Annotated in this window: 12 protein-coding genes and 1 pseudogene; 7 read left to right on the forward strand and 6 right to left on the reverse strand. The window is 72.2% G+C overall.

Going from position 1 to position 17,512, the window contains the following annotated elements; genetic code table 11:
- Window positions 1–138 precede the first annotated feature (138 nt).
- Entirely contained in the window at window positions 139–1,350 is a 1,212-nt protein-coding gene (locus ACFWVP_RS26500; protein ID WP_384500324.1) for an alpha/beta hydrolase family protein, read from the reverse strand.
- A gap of 215 nt (window positions 1,351–1,565) precedes the next feature.
- Between ACFWVP_RS26500 and ACFWVP_RS26505 the strand changes: the two genes are divergently transcribed.
- Entirely contained in the window at window positions 1,566–2,210 is a 645-nt protein-coding gene (locus ACFWVP_RS26505) for a TetR/AcrR family transcriptional regulator (RefSeq protein WP_384500326.1), read from the forward strand.
- 12 nt (window positions 2,211–2,222) lie between these two features.
- Here the strand turns inward: ACFWVP_RS26505 and ACFWVP_RS26510 are convergent, their stop codons facing one another.
- Both ACFWVP_RS26510 and ACFWVP_RS26515 read right to left on the reverse strand, forming a co-directional pair.
- Window positions 2,223–3,077: a MaoC family dehydratase gene (locus ACFWVP_RS26510; protein WP_384500328.1), complete on the reverse strand. Its 855-nt coding sequence runs from the start codon at window positions 3,075–3,077 to the stop codon at window positions 2,223–2,225.
- Between the two features lie 4 nt (window positions 3,078–3,081).
- Complete coding sequence (locus ACFWVP_RS26515) at window positions 3,082–4,401, reverse strand: 3-oxoacyl-ACP reductase (protein ID WP_384500330.1); 1,320 nt, start codon at window positions 4,399–4,401, stop codon at window positions 3,082–3,084.
- 75 nt (window positions 4,402–4,476) lie between these two features.
- Between ACFWVP_RS26515 and ACFWVP_RS26520 the strand changes: the two genes are divergently transcribed.
- The 3 genes from ACFWVP_RS26520 (at window position 4,477) to ACFWVP_RS26530 (ending at window position 8,769) form a co-directional block, all read left to right on the forward strand.
- Window positions 4,477–5,754 (forward strand): acetyl-CoA C-acetyltransferase, encoded by a 1,278-nt coding sequence (locus ACFWVP_RS26520; protein WP_384500379.1) that lies wholly within the window; start codon window positions 4,477–4,479, stop codon window positions 5,752–5,754.
- 112 nt (window positions 5,755–5,866) lie between these two features.
- A complete protein-coding gene (locus ACFWVP_RS26525; protein ID WP_384500332.1) occupies window positions 5,867–7,789 on the forward strand; it encodes an AMP-dependent synthetase/ligase in 1,923 nt (640 codons plus the stop codon).
- Between the two features lie 161 nt (window positions 7,790–7,950).
- Entirely contained in the window at window positions 7,951–8,769 is an 819-nt protein-coding gene (locus ACFWVP_RS26530) for a M23 family metallopeptidase (RefSeq protein ID WP_384500334.1), read from the forward strand.
- A gap of 43 nt (window positions 8,770–8,812) precedes the next feature.
- On the opposite strand, the gene ACFWVP_RS26535 is transcribed toward ACFWVP_RS26530, so the two are convergent.
- Together ACFWVP_RS26535 and ACFWVP_RS26540 are read right to left on the reverse strand one after the other, a co-directional pair.
- On the reverse strand, window positions 8,813–9,544 hold the full coding sequence (locus tag ACFWVP_RS26535) for a siderophore-interacting protein (protein WP_384500336.1): 732 nt from the start codon (window positions 9,542–9,544) through the stop codon (window positions 8,813–8,815).
- Between the two features lie 75 nt (window positions 9,545–9,619).
- Window positions 9,620–11,146: pseudogene (locus tag ACFWVP_RS26540) on the reverse strand (CehA/McbA family metallohydrolase).
- 201 nt (window positions 11,147–11,347) lie between these two features.
- Here ACFWVP_RS26540 and ACFWVP_RS26545 point away from each other — a divergent pair.
- Both ACFWVP_RS26545 and ACFWVP_RS26550 read left to right on the forward strand, forming a co-directional pair.
- The gene (locus ACFWVP_RS26545; protein ID WP_384500338.1) at window positions 11,348–12,193 is read left to right on the forward strand and encodes a TIGR03619 family F420-dependent LLM class oxidoreductase; all 846 of its coding nucleotides are present in this window, start codon (window positions 11,348–11,350) and stop codon (window positions 12,191–12,193) included.
- 146 nt (window positions 12,194–12,339) lie between these two features.
- Complete coding sequence (locus tag ACFWVP_RS26550) at window positions 12,340–13,824, forward strand: peptidoglycan D,D-transpeptidase FtsI family protein (protein ID WP_384500340.1); 1,485 nt, start codon at window positions 12,340–12,342, stop codon at window positions 13,822–13,824.
- Window positions 13,825–13,908: 84 nt separating this feature from the next.
- On the opposite strand, the gene ACFWVP_RS26555 is transcribed toward ACFWVP_RS26550, so the two are convergent.
- A complete protein-coding gene (locus ACFWVP_RS26555; RefSeq protein ID WP_384500380.1) occupies window positions 13,909–14,592 on the reverse strand; it encodes an HAD family hydrolase in 684 nt (227 codons plus the stop codon).
- 120 nt (window positions 14,593–14,712) lie between these two features.
- On the opposite strand from ACFWVP_RS26555, the gene ACFWVP_RS26560 reads away from it, so the two are divergent.
- Window positions 14,713–17,295 carry a bifunctional FO biosynthesis protein CofGH gene (locus tag ACFWVP_RS26560; RefSeq protein WP_384500342.1) on the forward strand — a complete coding sequence of 861 codons (2,583 nt, stop codon included), beginning with the start codon at window positions 14,713–14,715 and terminating at the stop codon, window positions 17,293–17,295.
- Window positions 17,296–17,512 lie beyond the last annotated feature (217 nt).

Here is a 17,512-nt window from a genome sequence, read left to right on the forward strand (position 1 = left end):
GGGCACGTTCCGTCGGCGTGGACCATTGCCTCATGCGGCTGGTGAAGCTTTCGGCCGGTGACGAAGTCGGGCGGAGTCAGACACAGGAGCGCCCCGGCCCCCTACTCACGGAGCCGGGGCGCTCCTGTGTCCGCCGGGTCAGGGCTGATGGAGGACGACCTCGGGGTTGCCCGGTGTCGGGCCGTCCAGGAGTGGCTGGTGCCGGCCGTACAGGTGCTGGTCGAGGAAGGCGGCGACGTAGTCACGGGTGATCCGGACCTGGCGTTCGGTGGAGATCGTGACCGAGGGATCCAGCGTCACCTCCATCCGGTCCTCCAGGACGGGCACGTCCGTGAAGCTGGAATGGCCGGAGCCCTCGACACCGATCCAGCGCTTCCAGCCGTCCAGTCGCTGCCAGCCCTGGTCCCAGGACTCGTCCTCGCCGCCGGGGGAATGGAAGGCGTTGGTCCCCAGCATCATGAAGGGGCGCTCGCCGAGACCGGAAGCGGGAACGGGCTCCCTGAACGTGCCGTCCATGTTGACCCCCGCGTCGAAGCGGCGGTCGGCGAGCATCGCGGAGGCGGCCGCACTGCCCCCGATGGAATGGCCGGCCACGGCGACCCGGCCGGGGTCGATCATGCGGGAGTTCTTCCAGGCGGGACGGTGGCCGGTCAGCCGGTCCAGTACGAAGGAGAAGTCGGCGGCCCTGCCGGTGGAGAGGAGCCTGCCCAGCTCCTCCCGGGCCTCCTCGGAAGGCGCGGACGATATCTTCTCGCAGGCCACGCAGGTCAGGAGCCGGCCGTCGGGCAGCTCGGTCCCGACGGACTCGTAGGCATGGTCGACGCCGGCCACCACGTAGCCGCGGCTCGCCAGGTCCTCCGCGAGCGAGGTGACCGTGGCCCGGGGATTACCGAACCCGGGGGAGAGCAGCACCAGGGGGAACCGCCGGGGGGCCGTCCGGGCGCCGGTGCGGGCGTGGGTGCCGAGCTCGCTGAGCGCCGTCGGTTCCACGGGGACTTCCAGGCCGATGCCCGCCAGCACCAGCCGGGCTTCGCCGGTGGTCATGTACGGGGCGGTGGCGCCCGGCCGTCCGGGGCGGGCGGGGCGGGCGGGGTAGTACAGGGACACCATCAGTTCCCGGTCCCCGGCTTCGGGCACCCAGGGGTCGGTGCGGCTGCGGTCGGTGAGGTGCAGGACCTCGGTGCCGACGGCGTACGGGCCGGTCGGGCGGGGCAGTTCGAGCGTGGCCGCGGATGTGGCGGGGGTGGGCGCGGGGCCGGACAGGGCCTGGGCGGTGACGGTGGGCGCGGTCAGCAGGGTCAGGGCCGTGAGGGCGACGACGGCCGTTCGTCCGCGGAGTCTGATCGTCATGCCAGGGACACTAGGCGGCGGTATCGGACGACAGCATCGGACCACGGTGTGACTCCGTGGGGTACCTGGGGCGTACGGGGTGCCCCCGTCAGGGGCGGGGTGGACGACTACCGGTCAGCGTGGCCGGGCGGCGCCCCTTCCGTACGACGGGGGTGGGAGCCGCGCCGTACTCTTACCGAGAGGTAGGGCAGTGGGGGCGGGGAGGGGAGTTGGACATGAGTGCGGTGAAGAGCAAACGGATGCCACGCGCGGTGCGCGAGCAGCAGATGATGGACGCTGCGGTGCGGACCTTCGGGCAGCGGGGGTACCGTGCCGCCTCGATGGACGAGATCGCCGAGTCGGCCGGGGTCTCCAAGCCGTTGGTCTACCTGTACCTGAACTCCAAGGAGGAACTCTTCACCGCGTGCATCCGCCGTGAGGCGAAGTCGCTGGTGGAGGCGGTGCGGGCCGGAGTGGAGCCGGGGCTGCCCGCCGACCGGCAACTGTGGTCCGGGCTGCGGGCGTTCTTCACGCACACCGCGGAGAACCCGGACGGCTGGGCCGTGCTGCACCAGCAGGCGCCCTCACAGGGGGAGCCGTTCGTCAGCGAGGTCGCGGTGCTGCGGGAGGAGATCATTGCGTTCGTGACGGGTCTGATCGGGGCCGCGGCGCGTGAGGCGCACCATGATCCCGCGCTGCCCGACCGTGATGTGGCCGGGCTCGCGCAGGCGCTCGTGGGTGCCGCGGAGGCGCTCGCCGGATGGGCGAACGTCACTCCGGGCGTCTCGGCCAAGGAGGCCGCGGGCACCCTGATGAACTTCTCGTGGGCGGGCCTGGAGAACCTCATGCACGGCCGCGGCTGGCAGTCCCGGGGGGAGTGACCCGGCGGGCTGTCAGTCGGCCTCCCGGGTGATGCTGCCGGTGAGGTGGACGCGGTCGGTGCCGCGGACCTCGAAGGCGGAGCCCGCCGCGGCGTACGTCACGGTGGCCGGCAGCAGGACGGGGGCCCTGAAGTCGGCCCGTACGGAACGGATCCGGCCGTCGGTCCCTTCAGCTGCCCCCACACCGGCTTCCGCTGCCGCCGCCGCTTCCGCGAGGCAGCGGGCGACGGTCCACATGCCGTGGGCGATGTGCCGGGGGAAGCCGAACAGCCGGGCCGTCAGCGGGTGCAGGTGGATGGGGTTCCGGTCGCCCGACGCGGCCGCGTACCGCCGCCCGAGGTCGCCAGGCAGCCGCCACTCCGCCACGGCGGGGAGGTCCGTCGGGGCCGCCGCGTGCGGAGAAGCGGCGGTGGCCGTCGTGTGGCGGGACAGATAGCCGCTGCGGGACTCCCAGGCCAGGTCCCCGGCCAGCCGTGCCTCGGTCACCATGGTGACCTCGGTGCCCCGGCGATGGGGTGTCAGTTCATCGGCGTACACGCTCAGTTCGAGCGCGTCCGCCGGGCGCGGGGTGCGGTGGGCGGTGATCTCGATCCAGGTGTGGACCAGTCCCAGCACCGGCAGCGGGAAGGCCCGGCCCGTCATGACGCGCATGGCCAGGGGGAAGCCCAGGACGTGCGGGTAGGTGAGCGGCAGCACGTCCGGCTCGGTGAAGCCGCAGATCCTGCGGTAGGCGGCGAGGGGGGCGGGGGCGGCGCGGCCGGGCGGCAGCACCGCGCGGCCGGTGGGCAGTGTGGCGCCGGGGCGCCCCGGCCGCTTGAACGGGGAGGTGACGGCCCCGCGTACGAGGGACACGCTCAGACCGGCCACGGGATCAGGCCCCCAGCAGGCTCTGGCCGCAGACCCGCACGACCTGGCCGTTGACGGCACTGGACGCGGGCTGGGCGAACCAGGCGGTGGTCTCGGCGACGTCGATCGGGAGCCCGCCCTGGGACAGCGAGTTCATCCGGCGGCCGGCCTCCCGGATGAAGAGCGGCACGGCGGCCGTCATCCTCGTCTCGATGAAGCCGGGCGCGACCGCGTTGACGGTGACGTCGTGGTCGGCGGCGGCGCGCGGGGCGAGGGAGCGGACCATGCCGATGATGCCCGCCTTGCTCGCCGCGTAGTTGGTCTGGCCGTTGTTGCCGGCGATGCCCGCGATGGACGCGGTGGCGACGATCCGGCCGCCCCGGTTGACCGTGCCCGCGTCGAGGAGGGCGTCCGTGGTGCGCAGGACGCTGTCGAGGTTGACCTCGATGACCGAGGCCCAGCGGTCGGCGGGCATGTTGGCGAGCCGCCGGTCCCGGGTTATGCCCGCGTTGTGGACGAGGACGTCGAGGCCGTCGGGGGCCGCCTCGGCGATCCGGGCGGCGGCGTCGGGCGCGGTGATGTCCAGCGGCAGGGCGGTGGCGCCGAGCCGGTCCGCGGTGCGGATCAGCTCCTCCTCGGCCTGCGGGACGTCCAGGCAGATCACCCGGGCGCCGTCGCGCGCCAGCACGGAGGCGACCGAAGCGCCGATGCCGCGGGCCGCGCCGGTGACCAGTGCGGTGCGCCCGGCCAGCGGTGCCAGCCAGTCGGCCACCGGGCCGGGGGCGGCCGCGGTGAGCTCGATGACCTGGCCGCTGACGTACGCGGACCGGGGGGACAGCAGGAAGCGGAGCGTGGACTCGGCGGACGCGGCCGCCCCCGGGGCGACGCGCAGCAGCTGCGTGGTGGCTCCCCTGCCGATCTCCTTGCCGAGCGAGCGGACGAATCCTTCGAGGGCCTGCTGGGCGGCCGCCTGGTGGTGGTCGTCGGGGGAAGGCGGTGTGCCGAGGACGACGACACGGCCGCCGGTCGCCAGGGACCGTACGACGGGGTGCAGTGCGGTGTGCAGGTGCCCGAGGCCGGCGGCCGAGGTGATTCCGGTCGCGTCCACGACGATGCCCGCAGGGCGTTCGGCGTGCTCGGTGACCTTCAGGCCGGTTGCCGCGAGGACCGGTCCGAGCGTGCCCCCCAGGGCCGACCCGCCCGCTGTGAGGTGCAGCAACGGCCCGTCGAGGGCCGGTGTGCCCACCGTCCAGCGGCGCAGTCGCTCGGGCTGTGGGAGCCCGAGCCGGCGGGTCAGAAAGCGGCCGGGTGCTGTGCCGGTGAGGTGCAGATAGCGGTCGGCCATTGTCCAGACTCCCTGCTCATCGTAGATTTACTCTTGAGTAAGGTTACTCAAGAGTCAGGAGCTGGTCGAGATGAGCTGGTCGAGTTGATACCCCTCGCACTTCCGCAGCCCCGCCGCGTCGCCGTCCTCGGCGGCAGCCGCATCCCGTTCGCACGCTCCGACGGCCCGTACGCGCGCGCCTCCAACCAGCAGATGCTCACCGCCGCGCTGGACGGGCTCGTCGAGCGGTTCGGCCTGGGCGGACGGCAGGTGGGCGAGTTCGTCGCCGGCGCGGTCCTCAAGCACAGCCGGGACTTCAATCTGGCCCGCGAGACCGTCCTCGGCTCCGCCCTCGACCCGCGTACCCCGGCGTACGACATCCAGCAGGCGTGCGGAACCGGACTGCAGGCCGTCGTCGCGGCCGCCAACAAGATCGCGCTCGGCGCCGTCGACTCCGCGATCGCGGGCGGCGCGGACACCACGAGCGACGCCCCCCTCGGCGTCAACGACCAACTGCGCAGGATCCTGCTGGACGCGCGCCGGGCGAGGTCCACGGGCGGCCGGCTCAAGGCCCTGGCGGGCGTACGCCCCCGCCACCTCGTCCCGGACATCCCGCGCAACGCCGAACCCCGCACCGGCCTCTCGATGGGCGAGCACGCCGCCGTCACCGCCCGGAAGTGGGGCGTCGCCCGCGCGGACCAGGACCTGCTGGCGGCCACCAGTCACCAGCGGCTCGCCGCGGCCTACGAGCGGGGCTTCCTGGACGACCTCGTCGTCCCCTACCTCGGCCTGGACCGTGACCAGAACCTGCGTCCCGGCTCCACGGTGGAGAAACTCGCCACGCTGAAGCCGGTGTTCGGCGCCGATCACCCGGACGCGACGATGACGGCGGGCAATTCGACCCCCCTCACGGACGGTGCGGCCACCGTGCTGCTGGCGAGCGAGGAGTGGGCCGAGGCCCACGGTCTGGAGCCGCTGGCCTACCTGTCGCTGTACGAGACGGCGGCCGTGGACTACGTGGACGGCGAGGACGGGCTGCTTATGGCGCCCGCGTACGCAGTCCCGCGCATGCTGGAGCGCGCCGGGCTCACCATCGAGGACTTCGACCTCTTCGAGATCCACGAGGCCTTCGCCTCCCAGGTCCTCGCCACGCTGGCCTCCTGGGAGCAGCGGGGCCTGGCCCCCGTCGACAGGGACAAGCTGAACGTGGTCGGATCGTCCCTCGCCACGGGCCATCCGTTCGCCGCGACCGGTGCCCGGATCGTGGCGACCCTGGCCAAGCTCCTCGCGGAACGGGACGCACCCGGCCGGGGCCTCATCTCGGTCTGCGCCGCGGGCGGCCAGGGGGTGACGGCGATCCTGGAGCGCCCCTGACCCCGAGCCACCCCGCAGCTCGCACGTGTACGACCCCCCGCACCCAGCAGCCCGTACGGCGCCGGACCCCAGGCACGGGCCCGGCGCCGGCCCCCATGTCGAGGAGCCGCTCGTGTCCACGCCCGCATCCGCCGCCGTATCCGCCACGCCCGCCGTGCCCGTCCTGGTCGAGCCGACCAGGGTCAGGGCCGCCGACGGCACGGTACGGGAGGTCTCCGTACCGCTGTTCGCACCGACGGTCCGACGCGGATCGCTCGCCGAGATCCCGTTCGACAACGCCGCCGAGGCCCCGGACGAACCCGTCCTCAGCCGCAAGCAGGCAGACGACAGCTGGCAGGACGTGACCGCCGCCGACTTCGCCGCCGAGGTCCGGGCCGTCGCCAAGGGCCTGATCGCCGAAGGCCTCCGGGCCGGAGACCGGATCGCGATCATGGCCCGTACGACCTACGAGTGGACGCTGCTCGACTTCGCGTCCTGGGCGGCCGGGCTGGTCACCGTGCCGATCTACCCCACCTCGTCCGCCTTCCAGGCCCGCTGGATCCTCCAGGACTCGGGGGCCGTCGCCTGCGCCGTCGAGACGAAGGAGCAGGGACGGCTGATCAGCCAGGAGCGCCAGCAGCTCGGCGACCTCGCCCATCTCTGGCAGTTCGACACGGGCGCCGTCGGCCGGCTGAAGAAGCTCGGCCGGGAGATCCCGGACGCGGTCGTCGCCGCCCGCCGCGCCACGCTGGAGCCGCACAGCCCCGCCACCCTCATCTACACCTCGGGCACCACAGGCCGCCCCAAGGGCTGCGTCCTGAGCCACGGGAACTTCTTCGCCGAGGTCGACAACGCCATCGAGCTGCTCCACCCGGTCTTCAAATCGGTCTCGAAGTACCCCGCGTCCACCCTGCTGTTCCTGCCCCTCTCGCACGTCTTCGGCCGGATGGTCGCGATCGGCTGCATGCGCGCCCGGGTCCGGCTCGGGCACGCGCCGTCCATCCGGACGGAGGACCTGCTCGCGGACCTGGCGGGCTTCAAGCCGTCGTTCCTGCTGGCCATCCCGTACGTCCTGGAGAAGGTCTACAACACCGGCCGGGCCACCGCCGAGAACATGGGCCGCGCCTCGTCCTTCGACCGGGCCGCCCGGATCGCGCAGCGCTACGGCGAGGCGGTCGAGGCGCAGCAGCACGGCACCGGCCCCGGCCCGGGCCTCGGTCTGCGCGCCGCGCGCGCCCTCTACGACCCCCTGGTCTACCGGCGCATCCGGGCCGCGCTGGGCGGTCACGTCCGGTACGCGATCTGTGGCGGCTCGCCGCTGGGGCACCGGCTCGCCGCCTTCTACGCGGGCGCGGGCATCCAGATCTTCGAGGGCTACGGCCTGACGGAGACCACCGCCGCCGCCACGGTCACCCCGCCCCTCAAGCCCCGGCTGGGCACGGTGGGCTGGCCCCTGCCCGGCACCGCCGTACGGATCGCGGACGACGGGGAGGTCCTGCTCGGCGGCGGCCAGGTGTTCCAGGGCTACTGGGACGCCGAACAGGGCAAGGCGGTCCCATACGCGGAGGAGGGCAACTGGTTCCCCACCGGCGACCTGGGCGCGCTGGACGAGGACGGCTACCTCACGATCACCGGCCGCAAGAAGGACATCATCATCACGTCCGGCGGCAAGAACGTCACCCCCGCACCGCTGGAGGACTGGCTGCGCGCCCATCCGCTGGTCGGGCAGTGCATGGTGGTCGGCGACAACCGGTCGTTCATCAGCGCCCTGATCACCCTGGAGCCGGACGGTCTCGCGCACTGGCGCCGGATGCGGAAGAAGGAGGGCGTCCCGCTGCGTGAGCTCGTCGAGGACGAGGAGCTGCGCACGGCGCTGCAGCGCGCTGTCGACGAGGCCAACCGGCTGGTCTCGCGCGCCGAGTCCATCCGCAAGTTCACGGTCCTGCCGGTGGAGTTCACCGAGCAGAGCGGGCACCTGACCCCCTCGCTGAAGCTGAAGCGGGACGCCATCGCACGGGACTTCGACGCGGTGATCGAGGAGATCTACCGCAAGTAGGGGCGGCGACGGGCGCGAGGGCGGGGCCCGGCCGGGCCCGCCCTCCTGTTCCGTGGGTCTACTGGTGAGGCGCGGATTGCGGCACCCTGGGGTCCGTCCGACACGGATCGATGCCCGTATCCCGAACCCGCACCTCCCCGCATCCCACTCCCGGAGGAACCATGCGCTCGATACGTATCGCGCTGCTGGGGCTGACCGCCCTGGTGGCGGGCCTGCTCACCGCGACCCCGGCGGCGGCGGCACCGAACTTCAAGGCCCCTTACCCCTGCGGCCAGCAGTGGACGTACAGTCACCACTCGGCCGAGGTCAGACAGGCCCTCGACTTCGTCCGCACCGACGGCGGATCCACCGCGGGATCCCCCGTCCTCGCCTCCTCGGGCGGCACCGCCCACCGCTACTCGCAGCCGAGCGGCGCGGGCAACTACATCGCCATCGACCACGGGGGCGGCTGGCAGACCTACTACTTCCACCTGGCCTCCTACTCCGTGGCCAACGGCGCCCAGGTGTCCCAGGGGCAGCAGATCGGCGTGACCGGCTCCACCGGCAACAGCTCCGGCGCCCACATCCACTACGAGCAGCTGTACAACGGCGTCGGCCAGAGCATCGCGATCAACGGCCGGTCGCTCGCCCCGTACCCGGGCTCGTACTACGGCAAGTACCTCACCAGCGACAACGGCTGTGGCGGCGGCACCTCGAAGTACTGGGTCGACACCTTCGCCGCCGCGACGGGCTACGCTGCGGCGAACACCGCCGACGCGCAGGGCGTGCTGAACGCCGGCACCAACTACGTGTACTGCAAGGTGTGGGGCGCCCAGGTCGGCTCCGGAAGCAGCTACAACCACTGGTGGCTGAGGACGGACCTGGACACCGTCTACGCGGGCAAGAACGGACGCGGGGCGTATGTGTCCGCGTACTACCTCTCCCGCTGGGGCAACGACGAGGCCCGCGACAACAACGGCGCGGTCATCCCGAACTGCTGAGCGCACGGCCGCGGCCGGCCCCGCGCGCCTTTTCAGGGGCCCGTCAGCTCGCGCGCCAGTAACCCAGTGCGTTGACCCGGTCCCTGGGGACACCCAGCTCCTTGCGGGCGAACGACCCCAGGGCCCGGGTCGTCGACGTGTCGCAGGCGATCCAGACGAACACGTCCGAGGTGTCGGTGCCCAGCAGGCCGGGCAGGGCGGCCTTCACCTCGGCCACCAGGTGCGCGCCCGCGTCGCGGCGCGGGACCGTGCGCAGGGTGTGGTGCGCCGGGTCCAGACGGAAGGGGAGCTCCTCGTCCGAGGCGTGCGCCGTCTCGAACCAGATCGTCGCGGGGGTCCCCGGGACCGCGTCCAGCAGGGAGTTGATCGCGGGCAGCGAGGCCGTGTCGCCGACCACGAAGAGCCGTGCGGGCGCGGGCTCGGGCAGCGTGAACCCGGTGCCCTGGAGCGTCGCGTCGATCGTGTCGCCGACCCGTGCCGCCCGGGCCCAGGCGCTCGCCGCCCCGTCGTGGAGGGCGAACTCCAGGCCGAACGTCCCGGCGGCCGGGTCCGGATCGACCAGGGTGTAGGCGCGCTGGTGCGGCTTGCCGCCCTGCTCGAACCAGATCCTGACCCACATCGTCGGATGCGCGCCACCGGTCGCGGCGAGGAGGCCGCCGTCGGTCACGCTCACCCGCCGGAAGTCCTCGGTGACCTGCTCGACACCGGTGACGGTGAAGGTGAAGTCCCGTCCCCGCATGAGCTTGAGGACGACGCCCTCCCAGCCGTGACCCATGACTGTCCCTCCCCGAACCCGGAATTACTGAGGTTAGGCTAACCTGAATTTCAGGGTCCCGGGGCGACCGGTCCGTCATTCCCCGCCGACGCTCCCGCTCCCGAGGAACAGCGGGTTGGTGAGGGCCGCCAGGGCGCCCGGCAGCCCCGGCACCGACGCCGGGTGCCGGACCTCGGCCCGCACATAGGCGGCGTACGCCGGGGTGGTCCGCCACTCCACCGTGCCCGCCCCGGACGCGGGGAGCGCGGCCGTGTGCAACGTGCCCTGGTCGGTGACGAAGTGCGCGGTGCACCCAGGGGCCCCGCCGACCTCCAGCCGCACGGTGACGGGTGTGTCCGGGCCGGCCGGGAGCCGTTCCCCGATCCCGGCGTGCAGACCTCGTCCGCCCGTGGCGCCGAAGGTGAGCGTGACGCCCGACGACTCGGCGAGATACGAGCGGCCCGCCCGGATGCCGTCGGTGATCGCCTCGCGGGACAGCTCACGGGCCAGGACGACGGTCTGCGGGAGCCCCACCTCGTCAGGCTCCCGGTGCGCGTCGCTGCTTCCCACGGCCGGGATCCACGGCCTCGACGAACGGGTGGCCGCGACGAGGGAGTTGTCCCACTCGGCGAGGGCGATCTCGTCCTCCGGGGTGTACGGACCGTTCCACACCTCCACCGCGTCCGCCTCGCCGTAGCCGAACTTCCAGTGACAGCCGATGCAGGTGGCGTGCGGGTGCGCGGGCACGACCAGCCCGCCGGCCCGCCGCACGGCCTTCGCGAAGTGCCCGAAGCGGTTGTCGCGGGCCCGGTAGCGCCAGTCGACGAAGGTGCCGGGGTCGGTGGCGACCGCGACGACGTGCCCGTTGCGGGTGGTGACCTCCTCGCCCGTCAGGATCAGCAGGTCGTCACCCCACAGGCCCTGCCAGGCGCTGTGCGCGGAGTGGGTGTTGTGCTCGCTGCTGTTGATGAAGTCGAGCCCGGCGGCGCGCGCGGCGGCGGCGATCTCCGCCGGGGTGCGCCTGCCGTCGGAGTGGACGGAGTGCAGATGGCAGTCGCCCCGGTACCACGCCCGGCCGCGCCCCTTGGCGCGCTCCGGCGGATACACGGGCTCCGGCGTGGCCGCCGACGCGCCGAAGCGCAGGGCCACCGTCACCTCGTACGGCAGCCCGTCGGGCGCCACGGTGTACGGCCCGAGCGCGATGTGCCAGGTCCCGGCGCGTACGGGGCCGGGAATGTAGCCGGGAGTCGCCTCGTCGGCCCGGATGAAGAAGGAGCTCCGCGCCCCGCCGGACCAGCCGCGGAAGCCCCGCCCGCCCAGGTCCGTGCCGCGCTAGTCGAAGATGCCGATGTCGAGGGCGTTGCCCTGGGTGCCGGCCGGGACGGGCGTCCGCTCGTACGTGTAGGAGACGGTGATCTCCCGCACGCCGCGCGGGACCTCGACGGGCAGGTAGACGAAGTCGGGCGAACCGGCGGGCAGCGTGCCGCGCACCGTCCGCTCCGTGTACTCCCCGGCCCCCTCCCCCTCCCGGGGAGCGGCGTCGGCGAAGCGCACGGGTCCCAGCGTCAGTGCGGTGGCGGCGGTGGTGAGAAGAAGGCCGCGTCTGGCGATCGATCCGGTCATACGAGTGGCTCCCCAGGGTGTCGTGAGTGACGAGGACGACGTACGCGCACTCTGGTGTCCGGCGGTGAACTGACGGGAAACACCGCGGGAGTTACGGCCGAAACGGAGCCACGGAAGCCCCCGGACGGGCCGAACGTTCCGCCTGGGGCGCCGCACGGCATACGTTGGGTTCGTCACGGACGACGACGGAGGTGTCCTCACATGCGGATCGCCACAACGATCTTTCTCACCGATGAGACGATCACGCCGGTACGACTGGCCCGCGAGCTGGAGCAGCGGGGATTCGCCGGGCTGTACCTGCCCGAGCACACCCATATCCCGGTGAGCAGGGACACCCCGTACCCGGCAGGCGGCGAACTGCCGCCCGAGTACGGCCGCACCCTCGACCCCTTCGTCGCCCTGGGGCAGGCATCGGCGGTCACCGAGCGGCTGGCGCTCGGCACCGGCATCACGCTGGTCGCCCAGCACGACCCCGTCGACCTGGCGAAGCAGGCCGCCACGCTCGACCACCTCTCCGGCGGCCGCTTCACGCTCGGCGTCGGCTTCGGCTGGAATGTGGAGGAGGCCGCGGACCACGGGGTCCACTGGCCGACCCGGCGGGCACTGGTCCGCGACCGGATGGCGCTGATGCGCGCCCTGTGGGCGGACGGGCCGACGGCGTACGAGGGCGAGTTCGGCTCGGTGCGGGCGAGTCACGCCTACCCCAAGCCGGTGCGGGAGCCGCGCGGCCCGGTGATCGGGCCGCGCACCCTGATCGGCGGGGCCGCGGGACCGAAACTGTTCGCGCAGATCGCCGAGACCGCGGACGGCTGGCTGCCGATCGGCGGGCGCGGTCTGACGGAGTCCGTACCGGCGCTGCGTGCCGCCTGGGACAAGGCCGGGCGTGACCCGGAACACCTCCAGGTGGTGCCGTACGCCGTCATTCCCAGCCCCGGCAAGCTGGCACACTACGCGGAGCTGGGCATCGGGGAAGTCGTCCTGCAGCTGCCCCCGGCGGGGGAGGCGGAGGTGCTGCGGGCCCTGGACGCCTACGCGGCGTATCTGTAGCCGGGGGCGCGTCCGCGCGGTGGCCGAGTTCGACCGGCGGCGGTCCCGGGTGCAACCATCAAGGCTAAAATTGCATCTTTCACCTCCGGACATCGATGGTGCGGCCCGTGTGCGTGTGTGCTCGGCTGCCGGGGAGCAGGAGCACGATGAACAGGCCGTTGCGGCACATAGCCATTTTCTGCGGGCTGCTGATGCTGGCTCTGCTGATACGGACCAACTGGCTCCAGTTCGCCCAGAGCGAGGAGCTCTCCACCCACGAGCACAACCGAAGGGTCAAGATCACCCAGTTCGCGACCCCGCGCGGTGACATCATCGTGGGCGGCAAGGCGATCACCGGGTCGAAGGAGGTCGAGGGGACCGACTTCAAGTACCAGCGCACCTTCAAGCAGGGCCCGATGTACGCGCCGGTCACCGGCTACGCCTCCCAGGCGCAGGGCATGTCGCTCCTGGAGAAGACGTACGACAGCATCCTCAGCGGCCAGGACGAGCGCTTCGCCTTCCGGCACGCCAAGGACATCCTCATGGGCGAGCAGCGGCGCGGCGGCGACGTGATCACGACCATCGACCCGAAGGCGCAGGAGGCGGCCTACAAGGGCCTGACCGACCTCGACGCACGGGGTGCGGTCGTCGCGCTCGACCCGGCGACGGGCAAGGTCCTCGCGCTGGTGTCGACACCGTCGTACGACCCCTCGGTCTTCGCCGGCAACTCCTTCAAGGAGGGCGACAAGTTCCAGTCGCTGATCGACGAGAAGGGCAAGCCGCTGGCCAACCGCCCGCTGCGTGAGACCTTCCCGCCCGGCTCCACCTTCAAGATCGTGACCGCCGCGGCCGCCCTGGAGCACGGTGTCGTCACGGACGTCAACGCGCCGACCGACGCGGTCTCCCCCTACCCGCTGCCGCTCTCCTCGAGGAAGATCAGCAGCGAGGCGGGCGACGCGGTCTGCAACAAGGCCTCGCTCAAGACGGCCATGCAGTACTCCTGCAACAACGTCTTCCTCGACGCGGCGTCCAAGCTCGGTGACGACAAGATGCGTGAGACGGCCGAGAAGTTCGGCTTCAACGAGGACATCTACTCCGAGGACTTCGGCGACATGCTCGCCACGAAGAGCCTCTACCCGGAGGAGCTCGACAAGCCCGGCACCGCCCTCACGGGCATGGGCCAGGGCAGCCTGACGAGCACCCCGATGCAGATGGCGATGGTGACGGCCGCCCTCGCCAACGGCGGCAAGATGATGCAGCCCTACATCGTCGACAAGCTCCAGGGACCGGACCTGTCCACCCTCGAGGAGCACCAGCCGAAGGTGAAGAACCAGGCCGTCTCCGAGGAGACGGCGAAGAAGGTCCAGGAGATGATGGAGTTCACCGCCAAGGAGGGCAGCGCGCAGAAGGCGCTGATCGACGGCATCACGGTGGGCGGCAAGACGGGTACGGCGCAGCGTGGCGACGACGTGACCAAGGAGGTGCCGTACGGCTGGTTCGTCTCGTACGGCAAGAAGGCCGACGGTCAGGCCGTGGCGGTCGCGGTGTTCATCGACCCGACGGCGATGGACATCTCCCGCTCGGACATCTCCGGCGGTGGCCTGGGCGCGCCGATCGCCAAGAGCGTGATGCGGGCGGTGCTGGGCAAGTAACGCCGCGGACGGACACGCGCACGGGCCGGGCTCTCCACCCCTGATGGAGAGCCCGGCCCGACCGGACAGCCGGGCTCCCGGCCCTCATGCCCCGGACGGGACCGCCCGGATGGCGGGGCGGGACCGTTGCGCCTTGATCAGCAGGGCCGGCAGATCCGTCAGCGCGTCGATGCGCCAGTCCGCCGTGTCCGTCACGTCCGGGTGGTCCGCCCACCAGTGCCCGTACGCCCCCCGGCGGATGTGGGCCGCCTGCAGCCCGGAGGACTTCGCCGGGAACAGGTCCTCGGCCGGATGGTCACCCACGTAAAGGGTGGCGTGCGGGGCGGCCTCCGAGACCTCCAGCACCCGCCGGAAGAACTCAGGGTGCGGCTTCGCCACGCCCCACTCCTCCGACGTGACGACCAGGTCCGCCGGCAGGTCCAGGGCCCGCAGCAACTCCCCGGCCCGCACCGTCCGGTTCCCCGCGACCACGACCCGCAGGCCGAGCGCGCGCAGCTCCGCCAAGGCGGGGCGGACGTCGGGGTAGAGGTCCCGCTCGTCCAGGTGCTCGCCGCGGCCGGCCGCCGCGCGGGCGTGGTACGCCTCGTCGACGTCCATGTCGGGGCGCAGGATGCGCAGCGCGTCCGAGGCGTCGCGGCCCTGGACGACCGCGGCGCCGACGAGGGCACTGACGGTGTGCGGCGGGACTCCGAGCCAGTCGGCCCAGGAGGCCCAGTGGCGGTCGTCGCGGACGAGGGTTTCGTCGATGTCGAAGACGATCGTTTCCATCACCCCCCCGAGCCTACGGGGCACAAGGGACATAACGGTCAAGGCGCCAGGGTGGTCCGGGCGGTTACGCCGGACAGAGGCCCTGGTCCGGGCAGGGTGTCCCGCTCGTATGCTCGGTTCATGACCGATCCTCAGCGCGGACGTCCCACGACCAACGCCATGCGGCGCGCCCTCCGACGGGCCCGCGACGGCGTCGCCCTCGATGTGGCCGAGGCCGCCGTACTGCTCCAGGCGCGGGGGGACGATCTGACGGATCTGGCCGCGTCCGCCGCCCGGGTGCGCGACGCCGGGCTCGACGCGGCGGGCCGTCCGGGCGTGATCACGTACTCCCGCAAGGTCTTCATCCCGCTGACCCGGCTCTGCCGCGACACCTGCCACTACTGCACCTTCGTCACCGTGCCCGGGAAGCTCAGGCGGGCGGGCCACGGGATGTTCCTGTCGCCGGACGAGGTCCTCGACATCGCCCGCAAGGGTGCCGGACTGGGCTGCAAGGAAGCGCTGTTCACGCTCGGCGACCGGCCGGAGGACCGCTGGCCCGAGGCGCGGGAGTGGCTGGAGGCCGAGGGGTACGACGACACCCTGGCGTACGTACGCGCCATGGCTATCCGGGTGCTGGAGGAGACCGGGCTGCTGCCCCACCTCAACCCCGGGGTGCTGACCTGGACCGATCTGCAGCGGCTCAAGCCCGTCGCGCCGTCCATGGGCATGATGCTGGAGACGACGGCGACCCGGCTCTGGTCCGAGAGGGGCGGCCCGCACCACGGGTCGCCCGACAAGGAACCCGCCGTCCGGCTGCGGGTGCTGGAGGACGCCGGACGGTCCAACGTCCCGTTCACGACCGGCATCCTGATCGGCATCGGCGAGACGTACGAGGAGCGCGCCGACTCCCTGTTCGAGCTGCGCAAGACCGCCCGTGCCTATCACGGCGTCCAGGAGGTCATCGTCCAGAACTTCCGCGCCAAGCCGGACACGGCGATGCGCGGGATGCCGGACGCCGAGCTGGAGGAACTGGCCGCCGCGATCGCCGTGGCCCGCCACATCCTGGGCCCCTCCGCCCGCATCCAGGCCCCGCCGAACCTCGTCGACGCCGAGTACGCGCTGCTGATCGGCGCGGGCATCGACGACTGGGGCGGCGTGTCACCGCTCACGCCCGACCATGTGAACCCCGAGCGCCCCTGGCCGCACATCGACGAACTCGCCGCCCGTACGGCCGAGTCCGGTTTCCGGTTGCGTGAACGCCTGACCATCTACCCGGAGTTCATCCGGCGCGGCGAGCCCTGGCTCGACCCCCGTCTCCTCCCGCACGTGCGGGCGCTCGCCGACCCGGAGACCGGCCTCGCGAAGGAGGACGCGATTCCCGTCGGCCTGCCCTGGCAGGAGCCCGACGAGGGGTTCAACGCCTCCGGCCGCACCGACCTCCACCGCACCATCGACACCGAGGGCCGCACCGGCGACCGGCGCGACGACTTCGACGAGGTGTACGGGGACTGGGAGGCGCTCCGCGAAGCCGCCGCCCCCGGCATGGTCCCGTCCCGCATCGACGCCGACGTGCGCCAGGCGCTGAGCCAGGCCGCCGACGACCCGACGAAGCTCACCGACGACCAGGCCCTCGCGCTGCTCCACGCGGACGGACCGGCGCTGGACGAGCTGTGCCGGATCGCGGACGCCCTGCGCAAGGACGTGGTCGGTGACGACGTCACCTACATCGTCACCAGGAACATCAACTTCACCAACGTCTGCTACACCGGCTGCCGTTTCTGCGCCTTCGCCCAGCGGCGCACGGACGCCGACGCGTACACCCTGTCCCTGGACCAGGTCGCCGACCGTGCCGCGCAGGCCTGGGACGTCGGCGCGGTCGAGGTCTGCATGCAGGGCGGCATCCACCCGGACCTGCCCGGCACCGCGTACTTCGACATCGCTCGCGCGGTGAAGGAGCGCGTCCCCGGCATGCACGTCCACGCCTTCTCACCGATGGAGGTCGTCAACGGCGCGACCCGCACGGGGATGTCCCTCCGCGACTGGCTGACCGCCGCCAAGGAGGCCGGTCTCGACTCGATCCCCGGTACCGCCGCCGAGATCCTCGACGACGAGGTCCGCTGGGTCCTCACCAAGGGCAAGCTGCCGACCGCCACCTGGCTGGAGGTCATCAAGACCGCCCATGAGGTCGGGCTGCGGTCCTCGTCGACCATGATGTACGGGCACGTCGACCAGCCCCGGCACTGGCTCGGCCACCTCAGGACGCTGGCCCGCCTCCAGCAGGAGACCGGGGGCCTGACCGAATTCGTGACGCTGCCCTTCATCCACACCAACGCCCCGGTCTACCTGGCCGGGATCGCCCGCCCCGGCCCCACCGACCGTGACAACCGGGCGGTCACGGCGATGGCCCGGCTGCTCCTCCACCCGCACGTCACCAACATCCAGACCAGCTGGGTGAAGCTCGGTACGGAGGGTGCGGCCGAGATGCTGCGCTCGGGGGCCAACGACCTCGGCGGGACGCTGATGGAGGAGACCATCTCCCGGATGGCGGGCTCCGGCTACGGCTCGTACCGCTCCGTCCAGGACCTGGTGGCCATCGCCGAGCTCGCGGGACGGCCGGCGAAGCCGCGTACGACGCTGTACGGCGAGGTGTCCGAGGAGCGCGTCACGGCCGCCGCGGCGTCGGACGGCCACCTGCCCGAGCTGCTGCCGGTGCTGCCGAACTGAGGCGCTCGCGGCAGGCGCTCAGGCCGGGGCGTGCCCCATGAGGACCCGGCCCCCGGCCCGAGCGTGTGGAGGACACCACCGGACCCCGCCCGATGTCACCGCAACTGGGCTGGGCACACCGGGAGTTGAGATGGCGAAAAGTGCCGGTCCGAGTCGTCGTGTCCGTGATGCCCCGTGATCAGACCGTGGTTGTTCAATGTTCATCTTTCGCGTCGAT

It is taken from the genome of Streptomyces sp. NPDC058637 (assembly GCF_042717325.1).
In the GTDB taxonomy this organism is placed as follows: Bacteria; Actinomycetota; Actinomycetes; order Streptomycetales; family Streptomycetaceae; genus Streptomyces.